At 73.1% G+C, this 16,116-nt stretch carries 12 protein-coding genes and 2 pseudogenes; 4 read left to right on the plus strand and 10 right to left on the minus strand.

All coding sequences use genetic code 11. The features are described from left to right. Window positions 1-3: 3 nt before the first annotated feature. From D9753_RS18040 to D9753_RS18060, 5 genes are all read right to left on the minus strand, one after another. The gene (locus D9753_RS18040) at window positions 4-1,998 is read right to left on the minus strand and encodes a copper resistance CopC/CopD family protein (protein ID WP_121787947.1); all 1,995 of its coding nucleotides are present in this window, start codon (window positions 1,996-1,998) and stop codon (window positions 4-6) included. Between the two features lie 13 nt (window positions 1,999-2,011). Then, window positions 2,012-2,482, minus strand: a complete 471-nt coding sequence (locus D9753_RS18045) for a copper chaperone PCu(A)C (protein WP_121787948.1) — start codon at window positions 2,480-2,482, stop codon at window positions 2,012-2,014. After that, window positions 2,479-3,132 carry an SCO family protein gene (locus D9753_RS18050; protein WP_121787949.1) on the minus strand — a complete coding sequence of 218 codons (654 nt, stop codon included), beginning with the start codon at window positions 3,130-3,132 and terminating at the stop codon, window positions 2,479-2,481. The genes D9753_RS18045 and D9753_RS18050 overlap by 4 nt, the downstream gene beginning before the upstream one ends. Before the next feature lie 117 nt (window positions 3,133-3,249). Beyond that, window positions 3,250-3,981: a YcnI family copper-binding membrane protein gene (locus D9753_RS18055; protein ID WP_121787950.1), complete on the minus strand. Its 732-nt coding sequence runs from the start codon at window positions 3,979-3,981 to the stop codon at window positions 3,250-3,252. Window positions 3,982-4,132: 151 nt separating this feature from the next. Then, window positions 4,133-4,996, minus strand: a complete 864-nt coding sequence (locus tag D9753_RS18060; RefSeq protein ID WP_205614187.1) for a hypothetical protein — start codon at window positions 4,994-4,996, stop codon at window positions 4,133-4,135. A gap of 186 nt (window positions 4,997-5,182) precedes the next feature. Here D9753_RS18060 and D9753_RS18065 point away from each other — a divergent pair, with 186 nt between their 5' ends. Continuing rightward, complete coding sequence (locus tag D9753_RS18065) at window positions 5,183-5,626, plus strand: ATP-binding protein (protein ID WP_121787951.1); 444 nt, start codon at window positions 5,183-5,185, stop codon at window positions 5,624-5,626. Window positions 5,627-6,108: 482 nt separating this feature from the next. On the opposite strand, the gene D9753_RS18070 is transcribed toward D9753_RS18065, so the two are convergent. Both D9753_RS18070 and D9753_RS18075 read right to left on the minus strand, forming a co-directional pair. Beyond that, window positions 6,109-7,593: an aminopeptidase P family protein gene (locus D9753_RS18070; RefSeq protein ID WP_121787952.1), complete on the minus strand. Its 1,485-nt coding sequence runs from the start codon at window positions 7,591-7,593 to the stop codon at window positions 6,109-6,111. A 206-nt stretch (window positions 7,594-7,799) separates the two neighbouring features. Further along, window positions 7,800-9,200, minus strand: a pseudogene (locus D9753_RS18075) (PP2C family protein-serine/threonine phosphatase). A 603-nt stretch (window positions 9,201-9,803) separates the two neighbouring features. On the opposite strand from D9753_RS18075, the gene D9753_RS18080 reads away from it, so the two are divergent. Continuing rightward, window positions 9,804-10,469: a bifunctional DNA primase/polymerase gene (locus tag D9753_RS18080; protein WP_121787953.1), complete on the plus strand. Its 666-nt coding sequence runs from the start codon at window positions 9,804-9,806 to the stop codon at window positions 10,467-10,469. Window positions 10,470-10,525: 56 nt separating this feature from the next. Beyond that, window positions 10,526-11,101: a hypothetical protein gene (locus D9753_RS18085; protein WP_240468208.1), complete on the plus strand. Its 576-nt coding sequence runs from the start codon at window positions 10,526-10,528 to the stop codon at window positions 11,099-11,101. A 260-nt stretch (window positions 11,102-11,361) separates the two neighbouring features. Here the strand turns inward: D9753_RS18085 and D9753_RS18090 are convergent, their stop codons facing one another. From D9753_RS18090 to D9753_RS18100, 3 genes and pseudogenes are all read right to left on the minus strand, one after another. Continuing rightward, on the minus strand, window positions 11,362-12,324 hold the full coding sequence (locus tag D9753_RS18090) for a DUF5926 family protein (RefSeq protein WP_121787954.1): 963 nt from the start codon (window positions 12,322-12,324) through the stop codon (window positions 11,362-11,364). 463 nt (window positions 12,325-12,787) lie between these two features. Then, window positions 12,788-13,405 (minus strand): annotated as a pseudogene (locus D9753_RS18095) (ATP-binding protein); the annotation flags it as partial. 138 nt (window positions 13,406-13,543) lie between these two features. Continuing rightward, window positions 13,544-14,371 (minus strand): glycerophosphodiester phosphodiesterase, encoded by an 828-nt coding sequence (locus D9753_RS18100; protein WP_121787955.1) that lies wholly within the window; start codon window positions 14,369-14,371, stop codon window positions 13,544-13,546. Between the two features lie 228 nt (window positions 14,372-14,599). Between D9753_RS18100 and D9753_RS18110 the strand changes: the two genes are divergently transcribed. Beyond that, window positions 14,600-16,066, plus strand: a complete 1,467-nt coding sequence (locus tag D9753_RS18110) for a S1C family serine protease (protein WP_121787956.1) — start codon at window positions 14,600-14,602, stop codon at window positions 16,064-16,066. Window positions 16,067-16,116: the final 50 nt, after the last annotated feature.

A 16,116-nucleotide genomic window follows, 5' to 3' on the forward strand; every position in this document is an offset into this window, starting at 1 on the left:
GGTTCAGCCGATCTGCGCGTGCTTGGAGACGGTCGTCTGGTCGATGTCGGAGGTGCGGACCTTGACGGCGACGGTCCAGTCGCCGGCCATCGGAATCTGCACCTCGCTCGCCGACCAGTGCCCGGTGGTGATGTGGTCGGGGGTCACGGGCAACGGGCCGACCTTCTTCGCCGCCAGGGTGAAGGAGACCTTCACCTCCGGGACGTCGAAGGCCCGGCCGTTGGGGCGCTGGACGTAGACGTGCATCTCGTTGCCGCCCACGCGCGCGGGGTCGAGGTCGAGGCTGACGACGCCCTTGCCGTCGGTGCCGCCGGTGTCGAAGGGCATGTCCAGGGTGAGGGCCCCGGAGGGGGCCGAGGTGGCGGAGCCGGACGCGGCCGAGGTGGCGGCCCTGGCCTCCTGCTCGGTGCGGCCCGGCTCGGTCTGGGTCAGCGCGGTGGTGACGGCGAGCAGCGCCAGGGCGACGCCGGTCTCGGCGAGCACCGAGCGACGCAGGCCGGCGCGGTGCGGGTCGGCGTCGCGCAGCCGCTTCTGCCGGGCGGCGTCGACGGCCGCGCGCTGCCGGGCGAGCTGGGCGGCACGCCGGAAGTCACCTGAACCGGCACCGGCCGCCTGGTCGGCACGGGCACCGGCCTTCTGGTCGGCACGGGCACCGGCGCCTTGCCCGGCACCGGCGCCGGAGCCATCGTCGGCACGGGTCGCCCTGGACGCGGTGACCTGTTCCCTGGCCCGGTCCTTCTTCGCCTTCCCGGTGCGGACGGCCGGGTCCGTGAGCTGGGCCGTCCAGCGCCGGGACAGCGCCGCGACACCGACCAGCAGCGCCACCAGCGCGATCTTGGCCAGCAGTAGCTGCCCGTACCGCGTGTCGGTGAACGCCGACCACGAGCCGAGCTGCCGCCAGGACTGGTAGACGCCGGTGGCGACGAGCGCCAGGACGGAACCGGAGGCCACCCGGGAGAACCGCTGTACGGCGGCGCGCCCGACCGGGGTCTCGGCGGGCGCCCGGTACAGGGCGACCAGCAGTGCGGTGAGCCCGCCCAGCCAGGCGGCGACGGCCAGCAGATGGACGACGTCGACCGGCATGGCGATGCCCGGCTGGAGCCCGGTGGAGGCGTGTTCGGCCATCGCCCAACTGGTCGCCAGTCCGGCCGCGACGACGCCCCCGCCGACCGCGAGGCCGAAGGTCAGGTCGCGCTTCTCCTGCGGCTCCTCGCGCCGGGTGTAGGTGCCGAAGAGAACGGCGACGAACAGCGCGGCGGCGGCGGCGAGCAGCAGCAGCCGCGAGACCAGCGCGGCACCGGTCTTGGTCTGGAGCACCTGGCCGAGCAGACCGAGGTCGAAGACATCGGCGAGCTTGCCGGAGGTGGTGTACGAGCCGCGCAGGAGCAGCAGCCACAGGGTGGCCGCGGTCAGCGCGACCCAGCCGCCGGCCACCAGCCGTTGCAGGGCCCGTACGCCCGCGCCGCGCTGCCAGCAGGCGAGCACGAACGCCGCGCCGCCGGCGAGCACGAGGAAACCGGCGTAGGACACGTACCGTCCGAACGCGTACAGCCCGCCCACCACTCCGCCGCCCGCGGCCGGTCCGGTGCCCTGCACGACGGTCTGCGAGGGCGCGCCGATGGAGAAGGTGTAGGCGCCGGAGACGGGATGGCTGTCTGCCGAGACGACCTGGTAGGTGACGGTGTAGGTGCCCTTGCCGAGGCCGTTCCTGAGCCGCACGGCGTACGTCGTCCCGCTGATGTTCGCCGGGCTGCCCGTCTGGACCGGCCTGCCCCGGGGGTCGAGGACGCGCAGGGAGTCGTCGTTCATCGCCACCTTCTCGGAGAAGGTGAGCGACACCTGGGTGGGTGCCTTGTCGGCCACCACCCCCTGCGCGGGGTCGCTGCCGGTCAGTGCCGCGTGCGCGGAGGCCGGTCCGGCGCCCGCGAGCAGCGCGCCGGTGACGGCGAGCAACAACAGCACCAGGTACCGCAGGCGGGGGGTGATGGTCCGGGTCACGGTGGTCCCTCCCTCAGTGGCCGGTCGACGGGTGGTACGTGGCGGACTCCACCGGCATCTCGACGGTGAGGTGCCCCGACCGGGCGAACGTGAGCTTCACCGTGACCGTCTGGCCCTGCTTCGGCGCGCGCCTCAGCTTCTCGAACATCAGATGGTTGCCGCCGCTCTCGAACACGAGCCGGCCGTGGGCGGGCACCGCGAAGGAGGACTTCTCCGCCATGGCGCCGCCCTGCGTGCTGTGCATGGTCACCTCGCCGGCGACGTCGCTGCTGACCGAGGTCAGCTCGTCCCCGGCGCCGCCCTCGTTGGTGATCGTCAGGAAGCCGGCGGCCATGTCGGCGGAGACGGGCTTGGGCATGTACGGGGAGCTGACGGACAGTTCGGCCCGGTCCGGGCCGGAGTCGGAGCCGGATCCGGAGCAGCCCGTGAGGGCCAGGGCACCGGCGAGGGCACCGGCGGCCAGGACGGCCGTGGGACGTGTCACGGGTTGGCTCCCCTGACGAGCTTGGGCAGGTCCCGGCTGTAGTCGTCGACCGTGGTGTCCTCGCCGTAGAGGACGTAGCCGGCGTCCGTCTTCGGGGAGAAGGCGATGACCTGGGTGCCGTGCACCGAGACGAGCTTGCCGTTCTTGTCCTTCGTCGTCGGTTCCACGGAGATGCCGACCGAGCGGGCACCGGTCTTGACGGCGGCGAAGTCACCGGTCAGACCGATGAACCGGGAGTCGATGCCCTTGAGCCACTTGCCCAGTTCGGCGGGGGTGTCGCGGCCGGGGTCGGTGGTGACGAAGACGACCCGCAGATCGTTCTGCTCGGCCTTGGGCAGCGTCTTGCGGGCGACGGCGATGTTGCTCATCGTCGCGGGGCAGATGTCGGGGCAGTGCGTGTAGCCGAAGTAGAGCAGGGTCGGGTGGCCCTCGGTCTCCTTGCGGAGGTCGTACTTCTTGCCGTGGGTGTCGGTGAGGACCAGGTCCGGCTTCGTGAACGGCTGGTCGAGAACGGTGGCGGCCTTGCCCGCGTCCGACCCTCCGGAGACGACGGCGACCGGCGCGCCGCTGTCGTCGCCGGTGCCGCAGGCGGAGAGGGTCAGGGTGGCGGCGGCGAGCGTCACGGCCGCGGCGAACGTCTTCTTGCGCATAGGAAAATGTCCCAGATGTGTGAAATCCGGCGCGCACCGGGGTCGTACGACGGGCGTCCTCGGCCGGGGCCGGCGGACGGAGCCGCACGACGCCCGGCGCGCGCTGGGGAAAGGGGCTCAGGCGGTGCGGCGGCGGCCCGCGAGGACGCCGTAGGCCACGCCCGCGACGCCGACGACGATGCCGATCACGCCGAGCACGCGCGCGGTGGTGTCACTGCCGCTGCCGGAGTCCTCGGCCGCGGCCGTCTTCCCGCTCTTGCCGTCCGCGTCGTCGTCGGCGGCGGCTGTGGTGCCGTGGTGGTCGTCGTCGGAGGCGGCGGTCAGCTCCAGGACGGGGGCCGGGTTCTCCGGCTCGTCCTGGCCCTTCTGCGGCACCTCGATCCAGCGGACGACCTCCTTGTTCGAGTACGTCTGCACCGCCTTGAACACCAGTTGGTCGGTGTCCTCGGGCAGGGCGCCCAGGGAGAGGGGGAACTTCTGGAAGTAGCCGGGCGCGATGCCCTTGCCGCCGTCGGCGGTCCAGGTCACCTTGGTGACGGCCTCGTCGATCTTCTCGCCGTGCATCGTCAGCGGCTTGTCGAGCTTGGACTTGGTGACGTCGATCTTCCAGCCGGGGATCGGCTGCGGCATCACCGAGGCGATCGGGTGGTCGGCCGGGAGGTTGACCTCGATCTTGGTGGTCGAGGCGTTGTCGCGCTCGTTGGGGACCTTGAAGTCCACGACCGCGTAACCGCCCTTGGCCGCGGTGCCCTCCGGCTGCACGCCGACGTGCGCGAAGGCGGGAGCCGAGAGGGCGAGGACGGCGGAGCCGGCGACGGCAGCGGCGGCGGCGATACGAGAAGCCTTCATGGAAGGAAGTACTCCACTCTGAGTCAGGTCCGGTGATGAAGAGGAATACGCGCGTGCGTGGCCGACGTGCGGGCCGTACCACTGGAAAAAGACGCGCACGCGCGCGTGCCGCGCGTCGGCGGCCCACCGGGTCCGTGGAGCGGGGGTCGCGTCAGGCGGCGAGGAGGAACGCGGCGGCGGGCGGGCCGCGCCGGATCACCGTGTGCTGGAGTACGGCGGTGTGCGGGGCCGGTGCCTCGTCGCGGTCGGTACGACGGCCGCGCGGGCCGGGCTCGTCGGTGGGCAGCAGCCCGGCGCACAGGGCGTGCGCCAGCGCGAGCGCCGCGCGCAGGGACCGTACGAGCGCCCCCTCCACGACTCCGTGCGCCGACAGCTCGATCAGCCGCAGCACGGCGAGGTCCCCGCGGCGCAGCAGCCAGCCGGCGGTGACGGCCGCGAGCAGGTGGCCGAGCAGCATCGGCAGCGAGGGCAGCAGCCCCGTGGCGGAGCCGGTGACGTCGTGCGCGTGGTGCAGGACGGGCAGGGCGCCCGTGGGGCGGCCGGCGCGGTCGATGAGACGCGCGTCGAGCAGCAGCCGGAAGGCGTGCCCCGGGGTCAGGGACGACGGGGCCGAGCCGCACACCAGGCGCGCGGCCTGCTCGACGAGCGCGCTGTCGCTCAACGCCCCGCCGGCGGAACCTGCCGGCCCGGACGACGGCATCGACGGCATGGTCATCGCGTCGGAGGCCGCCGCGGCCCCGTGCCGGCCCAGTCCGAACAGCGTGTGCAGCACGGCCTGGCCGAGGGCGAGGAGCGCGGCGATACCCGGCAGCGAACGGGCCCGCCCGGCGAGCGGGGCCACGAGCAGCAAGGAGCCGAGGAAGCCCGCGCCCAGCGTCCACAGCGGCACGCTCGCGCAGGAGGCCAGGGTGTGCCCGGCCGCGGCCAGCGCGACGCAGACCGCGGCGAACACCGCGGCCCGCAGCAGCCGGAGCCCGGCTCCGGGGCGCGCCGTGCGCGGGTGGGGGGCAGTCATGGCGGGGTCATCATCGCACTGAGCCCGCCGGGTGCCTACGGCGGGGCGGCCGGGCCGTCCTTCATACACCGATTCCTCCCCCGGCGCATCGGCTGTATGGGCGGAGTCACGCCCACGCAGTGCTTACGGCCGCCTACGGGCGGCAATACGTAACGGTATGTCGAGCCGCGGCCGGGAGGCTGGAGCATGAGCATCTGGTGGTCACTCCATCTGCGGCGTGACGCCGCGAGCGTGCCGCTCGCCCGGCGGTTACTGATCGGCACCATGGAGACGGCGGGCGTCGATCCGGAGGTCTCGTACGATCTGTCCGTCGCCCTGAGCGAGGCCTGCGCGAACGCCGTCGAGCACGGCGGGGACAGCGCGCCCGGCGCCTCGGAGGCGTACCGGGTGACCGCGTACCTCGACGGCGAGAAGTGCCGTATCGAGGTGGCCGACTGGGGGCCCGGCTGTGTCCGTACCCAGGACATCCGGCCCGCCCGCCCGGACGCCGAGCACGGCCGCGGCCTGTGTCTGATCCGCGAACTCGCCGACCACGTCCACATCGGGCCCAAGCCGGGCCGGGGCGGGACGGTGGTCAGCTTCGACAAGATCCTCAAGTGGACGAAGGACCCCACCCTGCTCACGGCCTGACGGGCCGGCGGGGCGCCGGGGTGCGTGCGGCAGCGGCCGGCACGCGCGCGTGAGGCGGGCCGGGTCAGCCGGAGGGCAGGCGTGCGTGAGGCACCCGGGGCCCCGGCCCACCCGGGCAGCCCGGGGCCCGATCGGCTGCCGACGGTGGCTTGGCCTGGTGGCCGGCGTGCCGGATGGTGGCTTGGCCTGGTGGTCGGCGTGCCGGACGGTGGCCTGGCCCTGGTGGCTGCGCGCCCGGTGGCGGACTCGCCCGTCATCGGCGCGCCCCGTCCTCGGTGGCCCCCTCATCGGTGCGCGCCGCGTCGGGTTCGAGATGCAGGTCCACGCCCGCGCCGGACCGGAGACCGTCCACGCACACCCTCCCCCCGGGCGCGTGAGACCTTCGCGCGCCCGCCCCCGTGCCGATGGCCGGGCACCGCCACGGTGCCCGGCCATCATCGCCTTGTTCCTACCGTTCGTTCCGTTCGTACGGTCCGTGCCGGTCAGCCCTTCAGGGCCGCCATCCACGCCTCGACCTCGTCGGACCGCCGCGGCAGCCCGGCGGACAGGTTCCGGTTGCCGTCCTCCGTGACGAGGATGTCGTCCTCGATGCGGACGCCGATGCCCCGGTACTCCTGCGGAACCGTCAGGTCGTCGGCCTGGAAGTACAGGCCCGGCTCGACCGTGAGCACCATGCCCGGCTCCAGCGTGCCGTCGACGTACGTCTCCACGCGCGCGGCGGCGCAGTCGTGGACGTCCAGGCCCAGCATGTGACCGGTGCCGTGCAGCGTCCAGCGGCGCTGGAGGCCCAGCTCCAGCACGCGCTCGACCGGGCCCTCGGCCAGTCCCCACTCGACGAGCTTCTCGGCGAGCACGCGCTGGGCGGCGTCGTGGAAGTCGCGGTACTTGGCGCCCGGCCGCACGGCCGCGATGCCGGCCTCCTGGGCCTCGTACACGGCGTCGTAGATCTTCTTCTGGATCTCGGTGTACGTGCCGCTGACGGGCAGGGTGCGCGTGACGTCGGCGGTGTACAGCGTGTGCGTCTCCACGCCCGCGTCGAGCAGGAGGAGGTCGCCGGAGCGGACCGGGCCGTCGTTGCGGACCCAGTGCAGGGTGCAGGCGTGCGGGCCGGCGGCGGCGATCGTGCCGTACCCGACGTCGTTGCCCTCCACGCGGGCGCGAAGGAAGAACGTTCCCTCGATGTAGCGCTCGCTCGTCGCCTCGGCCTTGTCGAGGACCTTCACGACGTCCTCGAAGCCGCGGACCGTGGAGTCGACGGCCTTCTGCAGCTCGCCGACCTCGAACTCGTCCTTGACCAGCCGGGCCTCGGAGAGGAAGACGCGCAGCTCCTCGTCGCGTTCGGCGGTGACCTTGTCGGTCAGGGCCGCCTCGATGCCGGCGTCGTGCCCGCGCACCACGCGGACCGGGCCGGTGGCCTCGCGCAACTGCTCGGCCAGCTCGCGCACGTCGGCGGCCGGGATGCCGTAGAGCGCCTCGGACTCGGTGAGGGAGTGGCGGCGGCCGACCCACAGCTCGCCCTGGCCGGAGAGCCAGAACTCGCCGTTCTCGCGGTCGGAGCGCGGCAGGAGGTAGATCGTCTCCTGGTGGCCGTCCGTGGTGGGCTCCAGGACGAGGACGCCGTCCTCGGTCTGGTCGCCGGTGAGGTAGGTGTACTCGACGGAGGCGCGGAAGGGGTACTCCGTGTCGTTCGAGCGGGTCCTCAGGTTGCCCGCCGGGATCACCAGGCGCTCGCCCGGGAAGCGGGCGGAGAGCGCGGCACGGCGGCGGGCGGTGTGCCCGGCCTGCTCGACCGGCTCCAGGTCACGCAGCTCCGTGTCGGCCCAGCCGGACTTCATGTTCTCGGCCAGCTCGTCGGAGACGCCCGGGTACAGGCCGTTCTTCCGCTGCTTGATGGGCTCGTCGGACTCGGTCTCGGCGCCCTCCGCGGTAGCGGAGTCGGGCACAGCCGGGTTGAGCTCGTCGGACACGTGATCCTCCTCGATACGCCATGTGATCTCCCCCGGGGCCCGCGACGCTCCTGCTTGTGGCCGAGCGGGGACCTCCATCATCGTACGGTCGTACCGCGGGCGGGCCCGGCCGGATGACCTGTTATGCCCGGTCATGCCGGTCCCGGGCGCACGGCTCTGGACCGGAGCGCCGGCGCACGGCTCGGTTCGAGCGCCGGGCGCGCGGTTCAGTCGAAGCGGGCCGCCAGCAGGACCACGTCCTCGTCGCTGTCGGCCGCCTCCAGCCCGTCCGGCAGGACCGTGCGCAGGACGTGGTCGGCGACGGCCCCAGGGTCGTGGCGCACCGCGCGCGGGACGCCCGCGGCGGCCGCGTGCAGCCGGGCGAAGGCGCGGTCCATCGGGTCGCCGGTACGGTGCAGCAGCCCGTCCGTGTAGAGCAGGACCGTCTCCCCGGCCTCCGCCTGGATCTCCACGCTGGGCGCCTCCCAGCAGGCGAGCATGCCGAGCGGTGCGGAGACGGAGGTCTCGGCGAACTCGGTGCGCCGCTCCCCGATGAGCAGCGGCGGGCTGTGTCCGGCGCCGGCCAGGGTGACCTTGCGCAGGGCGGGCTCGCAGAAGGCGAACAGGGCGGTGGCCGAGCGGGCGGGCTCCGTCAGCCGCAGCAGCAGCTCCAGGTCGGACAGGACGGCCACCGGGTCCTCGCCCTCCATCACGGCGTACGCCCGCAGGGAGGCGCGCAGCCGGCCCATGGCGGCCACCGCGCTGGGCCCCGAGCCGGTGACCGAGCCGACGGACAGGCCGAGTGCGGCGTCCGGCAGCGGCAGGGCGTCGTACCAGTCGCCTCCGCCGCGCGGGCCGGTGCGGTGCCGGGCGGCGAGCTGGACGCCGGCCACCCGGGGCAGCCGGGAAGGCAGCAGCTCCGCGGTGATGGTCGCCATGGACGCGCGCGTGCGTTCCACCTCCAGCAGCCGGGCGAGGTGCTCGGTGGCGTGCCGGACGTACAGGCGGGCGAGGTGACGCCGCCGCTCGTGCGGCTCGGCCGGTTCGTCGTAGAACCAGACGGCGGCACCGAGGCGGCCCGCGGATCCGGTCGCGAGGGGCAGGGCGTAACTGGCGGCGTAGCCGAGGCGGACGGCCACCTCGCGGTGGCGGGGGTCGAGGCCGACCTCGGCGAGCAGGTCGGGGTGGACGGCCTCGGCGCCGCGCCCGTGTCGTACGGCAGGGCGCCGCGGGGCACGGTCTCGATGAGGCCGAGGTCGGCGCGGCCGAGACCGAGGCCGAGGGTGGTGCGGGGGCCGATGCCGGCGCCGGGTTCCAGGACGACCAGGCCGCGGCGGGCGCCGACGAGGGACGCCCCGGCGCCCAGCAGTTCGTGCAGGGCGGCGTCCATGGTGCTGGTGCGCGTGAGGCGCTCGGTGAGTTCGTGGAGGGTCGTCAGGTCCGAGACCCAGCCGGCCAGCCGGTCCTGGAGGACGGCGCCGGGCGCGGGCGGGTGGGGGAGCGGGGACGGGGGCGGTGTCCGGGGCGGGGCCGGCCCCGGGGGCGGGAGGGGTGGGCGCGACAGTGTGGACGGGCGTGGGAACCGTTGGATCGATTCCGGCCACTTTCGGAGGGTGCGGGGCGTTCATGGTGTCCGGCTTTCAGACCGGTGCGTATAGCTCAGAAGCATCGCAAACCCCCATGTCATTCTGCGCCGCTGGCAGTGTCTCCACATGTACACGCACTCGTGAGGGGATGTCCAGCATTGTCCTGCGGGGATTCCTGGTGTCCATGGGGCGGACGAGGTTTTTCCCGAAGTCCTTGCCTTACTGGCAAGTTGGCTGAAAACTGTCTCGGGTATCGGTTCATTGCGGTCGACTGGCCTTGCTCCACGGAGCGTCACAGCGGTCGTGATGGGTACGTACTCGGAGAAGGCCAGGGGTGGTTGGGGACCGCCCGGAACCTGGCGACGGACCCGGGCGTCATAGCCACCGACGGCCGAGCCCCATCCTCCCGTGGCGGAGGCGGAAGAACCACGCGCGACGGCGAAACGCCAGACTTCGCCACCCCCATGCCGCAGCCGTGCGTGTGAGAGACGCACCATGGGCGCGGCCCACGCTCGACCCCTGGGGTTCCCCCTGCCGTGCGCAGGGGTGTGATGCGCCAACAGGTACGCACAGTGAATCGATCGACACATGGTGTGATGTGGACCACGGTGTTGCCAGCGGTGCAACGGAAAGGAACGAGCGCTCATGCGCGAGATCCTCGGAAGGCGACGCAGGCTCCTGTCCAGGCGGAACGACGGGCAGCCTGAGCTGATCAGCGCGGCCCTGACCTTCGCGACGCAATGGCAGTGGCCCGTACTCCCGGGTGTGGCCCCGGACCCACAGGGGCGGGCCCGCTGCGCCTGCCCGGACCCGGAGTGCACGGTGCCCGGCGCGCACCCCTTCGACCCCGGCCTGCTCGCGGCCAGCACCGACGCGCGCCTGGTGCGCTGGTGGTGGACCAACCGGCCGGGCGCGCCGGTCATCATGGCCACCGGCGGCAAGGCGCCCTGCGCGGTCAGTCTGCCGGCGCTCGCCGCCTCCCGCGCGCTCGCCCTGCTCGACCGGCGCGGCATGCGGCTGGGCCCGGTGATCGCCTCGCCGACCCGGTGGGCGCTGCTGGTCAAGCCGTACTCCATGGAGCAGCTCGGCGAACTGCTCTACGCCAAGGACTTCGTTCCCGGCTCCCTGCGCTTCCACGGCGAGGGCGGCTATGTCGCCCTGCCCCCGTCGGAGACCGGCCAGGGCACCGTCCGCTGGGAGCGTGCCCCGCTGCCCGGCTCGGCCTCGCCGTGGGTGCCCGACGTGGAGGCCGTGGTGGACGCCGTGGTCGACGCCCTCACTCGTACGGGTGTGAGCGCACCCGAGTTGTAGGGGGTGTCGGGCGCGGACGCGGCGGACGGGCCCCGTCCGCTCGTACTGTTCCGTCCATGCCGCGTCATTCCCGGGGACACAGCGCCCCCCAGCCGCTCCGCGGCGGGCCGGACGGCCGAAAGCTTCGTCTGCTCGCCCTCCTGGGCATCGTGGCGGCCGTCGCCGCACTGCCGCTGGCCGTGGCGTCGGCGGGGCAGGGGGCAGACACCGGCCGGGCCGCCGTACCGGCCGCGCCCCGTGGCGACGCCAAGGTCCGCACGACCCACTCCGGCCGCTCCCCGTTCCTGCTCGGTCTGGGCCTCGCCACCGCCGCACGCTGCGGCCCCGGACTCACCTCGCCCGACGGCATCGAGGCGCAGACCTGTGTGCTGACCCAGGGCACGGACACCTGGGCGCGCACCTACTACCGCAACGCCACCGGCGAGTCGCTGGACTCCGTGCTGAGCCTGATGGGGCCGGGCGGCCGGACCGTGCAGATGCGCTGTGTCACGGGCGCCGACGACGAGCCCGCCACCTGCGAGACGCCCCGCGAACGCAGCCGGGGCGGACCGGACGCCTACACGGCCGTCACCGAGTTCGCCGCACACGGCACCGACGGGGCGCTGCTGCTGCGCTCGGGCAGCAACTCTTAGCGCGCACCGGGCGGTTGACGTCCACCGGCGCGCTGTACACCGGGTGCGGACATGGAAAGACCCGGTTGCTGGCGACGGGGGATGCACCAGCAACCGGGCTACTGGAACGGTAACAAGAGATCGGCGGTTCGCAAATTCCGCCTGGGCTATTCGGACACCGATTTCCCCGGCGCGGCGGGGAGTTGTGACAGGAGTCACCTACAGGGCGGGCCGGCTCCACGGCTGACCGACCGGTCAGCCGTGGTCCCCCCGCGCGGAAGTCAGCTAAGCGTGACCTGCCGGTTGGTGAGTCCGCCGCGCGCCCGGCGCTCGTCCGCCGTCAGCGGTTCCGTCACGGCGAGGGCGGCGGCCAGTCGCTCGGCGAACTCGGCGGCCGGCTTCTCCACGTCCTCGGCCCCGACCTCGCTCGGCAGGTCCCAGACCGGCACGGTGAGGCCGTGAGCACGGAAGGAGCCCACGAGCCGGGTGCCGTCGCCGAGGCTGGAGCGCCCCGCCGCGTGCAGCCGCGCGAGAGCGTCCAGAAGCTGCTCCTCCGGATGGGGCATGACCCAGCGCAGGTGGTTCTTCTCCGGCGTCCGACACCAGTACGCGGCGTCCACGCCGGCCAGCTTCACGGTCGGGATGGCGGCGGCGTTGGCCCGCTCCAGGGAGGCGGTCACCTCCGGCGTGGCGTTCTCCGCGTCCGGCACCCAGAACTCGAAGCCGCTGTGCACGATCGGCTCGAAAGCGCCCTCCGGGTCGAGCAGGTCCTGGAGCCGGGGCCCCTCGGCGGGGGCGCGGCGGCCCTGCACCGGGCTGCCGGGCTCGGCCTCCAGCGCGCGCAACAGCGTGTCCGCGAGGTCACGGCTGATGTCGCCCGACGCGGTGTCGTTCTGGAGGCCGATCAGGACCGAGCCGTCGTCGCGGCGCAACGCGGGCCACGCCATCGGCAGCACGGTGGCCAGCGTGACCGACGGGACGCCCGCGGGCAGGCCGTCCCGGAGGGTCAGCTCCGCCGTCGCCGCCGGGACCAGCTCGCGCAGGGCGACCCAGTCGCACTCGCCCGGCAGTTCCTCGAAGGGACGGTGCACCAGCTCGGTCGCGGCATGCGCGGCGGCCCGGCCGTGACAGGCCTTGTAGCGCCGGCCGCTGCCGCAGGGGCAGGGTTCGCGGGCGCCGACGACCGGGATCTCCCCGTCGGTCAGCAGCGGCTTGGCCTTCGTCTGGGGTCGCTTCTTGGCCATGGTGGGGTCTCCCGGTTACGGCGCTTCTCGTACGTCCGGAGCCTAGCCGTTCGGGCCGGGAGCGACGGGAACCTGTGGACAACGCACGCGCGCCCGACGCCGGTGGTGTGAACCTGTGGACGACGACCCGCTGCCGGCCGGGATCAGCGCCGACCCCGGCCGCCCCGGGTCGGCCGGGATCAGTCCCGGGTCATTCGAGGTCCTCGAAGGCGTCCGCGAGGTTCAGGGCGGGCAGATCCGGGAGCGCCAGATCCCGGAGCCCCAGGTCCTGGAGCCCCGAATCCTGGAGTCTCAGGCCCGGAAAGGTGCCGTCGGAGGACGTCGGGTCCGTAAGGGGCAGATCCGTCAGGTCCGTCAGGTCCGGCAGCGTCACGTCGGTGCACGTGAAATCCGAAAGGGTCAGGTCCGGGAGTGTCGAGTCCGCCGCCGCGAGGTCCGGGAGCGTCATGTCCGTGGACGTCAGGTCCGCGAGCGTCATCTCCGGCAGTGCGGCGGGTGCGGCGGGTGCGACGCGCGTAGCGAGGCTGCCGCGACGGCACCCGGCGTCGGGGTCGTGAACGTCTTCGTGGACCACCGCCCAGACCGTCACCTCGCCGTGGACGTCGTCCCGGACGCCCCAGTCGTCGGCGAGGGCGGTGATGATGTTCAGCCCGCGACCGCCGTGCGCGGTGACCGACGGGGTGGCCGGCGCCGGGCGGGTCGGGCCGCCGCCGTCCGTGACCTCCACGATGAGCCGCCCGCGCGTGTCGACGCGCCAGGCGGCGCGGACGTCCCCGTCCCCGACCGGCTCGTCACCCAGCGGTCGGCCGTGTTTGCAGGCGTTGCTCAAGAGTTCGGAAAGGATCAGTACGGCATCGTCGACGACCGATTCGGCGACGCCACCACTGCGTAGCTGCGCACGCATCCGGTGCCGCGCCTTCCCCACGCCCGCAGGACCATGGGGTACGGCCATGCTCGACGACGTGGGCACCTCCTGTGCCACCACCAACGCCACCCCCGAGACCTCCTTCGCCCCACGCCACGGTGTGGATGCCCCATCGGCCTGTGCCGGAAACCGGCCAGTCCCCTTCCGGTGACGCATTCGGAACACGGCCGCACGCGGTGAACGCGCCGGAGCACTCCCTGTGACCGAGGCCGCCGGATGGCAACCGGTATGGCGCGATTTGACCGCCCGGGGGAGCAGCCGAAGAGTGGTCCCGGAAAGTCAGAGTCCGCGGAGTCAGCGTCCCAGTTGCCGCAGTACCGCGTGCGGGCGGTTGGTGATGATGGCGTCGACGCCCAGTCCGACACAGAGGTCGACGTCGGCGGGCTCGTTCACCGTCCACACGTGGACCTGGTGGCCGGCCCGCTTCAGCCGCTCCACGTACGAGGGGTGGCTGCGCACGAACCGGATCGAGGGGCCCGCGATCCCCACGCCCGCGGGCAGCCGCCCGTCGCGCAGCCGGGGCGAGACGAACTGCATCAGGTAGACCGTCGGCAGCGTCGGCGACGCGGCACGCACGCGGTGCAGCGAACGCGCCGAGAAGCTCATGACCCGCACCTGCGAGCCGGCGGCCGGGTCGGGCGCGTCCAGGCCGAACCGCTTCAGCAGGGTCAGCAGCCGCTCCTCGACCTGGCCGGCCCAGCGCGTGGGGTGTTTGGTCTCGATGGCCAGCTCCACCCGCCGCCCGGCGTCCGCGACCAGTTCCAGCAGCCGCTCCAGGGTGAGGACGGACGTCTCCTCGCGGTCCTCGGGGCGGTGCTCCCAGTCGGGCTCCTCGTCCCGCCCGTGCCAGGCCTCGCGCGTCTTCCAGGACCCGAAGTCGAGGGCTGCCAGATCGGCCAGCTCCAGCGCGGAGACCGCGCCGCGGCCGTTGGAGGTACGGTTCACCCGCCGGTCGTGGACGCAGACCAGATGGCCGTCCGCGGTCAGCCGTACATCGCATTCCAGGGCGTCCGCGCCGTCCTCGATCGCCTTGCGGTAGGCGGCCAGGGTGTGCTCGGGAGCGTCCTCGGAGGCACCTCGGTGGGCGACGACCTGGATGGAGTGCTGTGGTGCGTGGGTCACCGCGTCATGGTGCCACCGTCATCGGGTACACGGGTGGCGCCCGCACGGCCGGTCGGCGAACGAGGGCGGTCACCCTGTTCCTCTGTATAACGTTTGCGTCAAAGATCCTATATAAAGAAGAGTCTCGGACCCACAGCCACCGCTTATGGTGCTCTGACGGCCCGTGGGAAAAGCTGACTACCGACCGAGTGCGACCGACGACACAGGCGTGGATCGAGGAGAAGAGCTGTGAGCACCGAGAACGAGGGCAACGCGGTACCCCCGGCCCCGTCCGCACCTCCCGTGCCGGTGGCCCCTCACGATGCCTCCCCGCAGGGCGCCGTGCCCGAGGGGAACGCGCCGACGGCACCGCTCCCGCCCGTGCCCCACGAGGCCCCCGCGGCCTACGGGACGCCCGAGGCCCCCGCGGCCTACGGGGCGCCCGGGCACGGTCCGGCGCACCAGCCCGGTCCGGCCGCCGACGGCTCCTGGCCGCCTCCGCCGCCGAGCACCCCGTCCTACGGTGACGGCGGCACCGGCGGACCGGGCACCGGCTGGGGAGCCGCGTACCAGCAGCCCGCCCCCAAGGCGCGCGGCGGACGCGGCGGCCTCGTGGCGGCGGTCCTCGTGGCCGCGCTGGTCGCGGGCGGTCTGGGCGGCGGCCTCGGCTACACCCTGGCCAAGGACCACGACGACCACGGCTCCACCACCGTCTCGGCCTCCGACAGCAGCGCCGCCCAGGTCAAGCGCGCGCCCGGCACGATCGCCAACGTCGCCGCCACGGCGCTGCCCAGCACGGTCACCATCGAGGCCGAGAGCAGCAACGGCGAGGGCGGCACGGGCACCGGGTTCGTCTTCGACACCCAGGGCCACATCGTCACCAACAACCACGTCGTCGCGGACGCGGTGGACGGCGGCAAGCTCACGGCCACCTTCCCGAGCGGCAGGAAGTACAACGCCGAGATCGTCGGCCACGCGCAGGGCTACGACGTCGCCGTCATCAAGCTCAAGAACGCCCCGTCGGACCTGAAGCCCCTCGCCCTCGGCGACTCCGACAAGGTGGCCGTCGGCGACGAGACCATCGCCATCGGCGCCCCCTTCGGCCTGTCCAACACGGTGACGACCGGCATCATCAGCGCCAAGGACCGTCCGGTGGCCTCCAGCGACGGCAGCTCCACCAGCAAGGCCTCGTACATGAGCGCCCTCCAGACGGACGCGTCCATCAACCCCGGCAACTCCGGCGGCCCGCTGCTGAACTCCTCCGGCGCGGTCATCGGGATCAACTCGGCGATCCAGTCCAGCAGCAGCGGCGGATTCGGCGGTTCCGGCCAGTCCGGCTCGATCGGCCTGGGCTTCGCCATCCCGATCAACCAGGCGAAGTACGTCGCCCAGCAGCTCATCAAGACCGGCAAGCCGGTGTACGCCAAGATCGGTGCCTCCGTCTCCCTGGAGGACACCACCGACGGTGCGAAGATCACCGACCAGGGCACGGGCGGTTCCGCCGCGGTCGAGTCCGGCGGCCCCGCGGACAAGGCCGGCCTCAAGCCCGGCGACCTCATCAGCAAGCTCGACGACCACGTGATCGACAGCGGCCCCACGCTGATCGGCGAGATCTGGACCCACAAGCCCGGCGACAAGGTCACGGTCACCTACAAGCGGGACGGCCAGGAACACACGGTCGACCTGACCCTGGGAGCCCGGGACGGCGATAGCTGACACGCCCCGCCCCGATCCCGGTACGCCTCGAGGCAGCGATGTCTCCGTGG

The organism is Streptomyces dangxiongensis (assembly GCF_003675325.1).
GTDB classification, from domain to species: Bacteria; Actinomycetota; Actinomycetes; order Streptomycetales; family Streptomycetaceae; genus Streptomyces; species Streptomyces dangxiongensis.

Excerpts from the sequence above, each read along its gene's own strand:
- D9753_RS18090 (WP_121787954.1), bottom strand. The coding sequence starts at position 12,324 with ATGGCCAAGAAGCGACCCCAGACGAAGGCCAAGCCGCTGCTGACCGAC.
- D9753_RS18055 (WP_121787950.1), bottom strand. The coding sequence starts at position 3,981 with ATGAAGGCTTCTCGTATCGCCGCCGCCGCTGCCGTCGCCGGCTCCGCC.
- D9753_RS18080 (WP_121787953.1), top strand. The coding sequence starts at position 9,804 with ATGCGCGAGATCCTCGGAAGGCGACGCAGGCTCCTGTCCAGGCGGAAC.
- D9753_RS18085 (WP_240468208.1), top strand. The coding sequence starts at position 10,526 with ATGCCGCGTCATTCCCGGGGACACAGCGCCCCCCAGCCGCTCCGCGGC.
- D9753_RS18060 (WP_205614187.1), bottom strand. The coding sequence starts at position 4,996 with ATGACTGCCCCCCACCCGCGCACGGCGCGCCCCGGAGCCGGGCTCCGG.
- D9753_RS18050 (WP_121787949.1), bottom strand. The coding sequence starts at position 3,132 with ATGCGCAAGAAGACGTTCGCCGCGGCCGTGACGCTCGCCGCCGCCACC.
- D9753_RS18065 (WP_121787951.1), top strand. The coding sequence starts at position 5,183 with ATGAGCATCTGGTGGTCACTCCATCTGCGGCGTGACGCCGCGAGCGTG.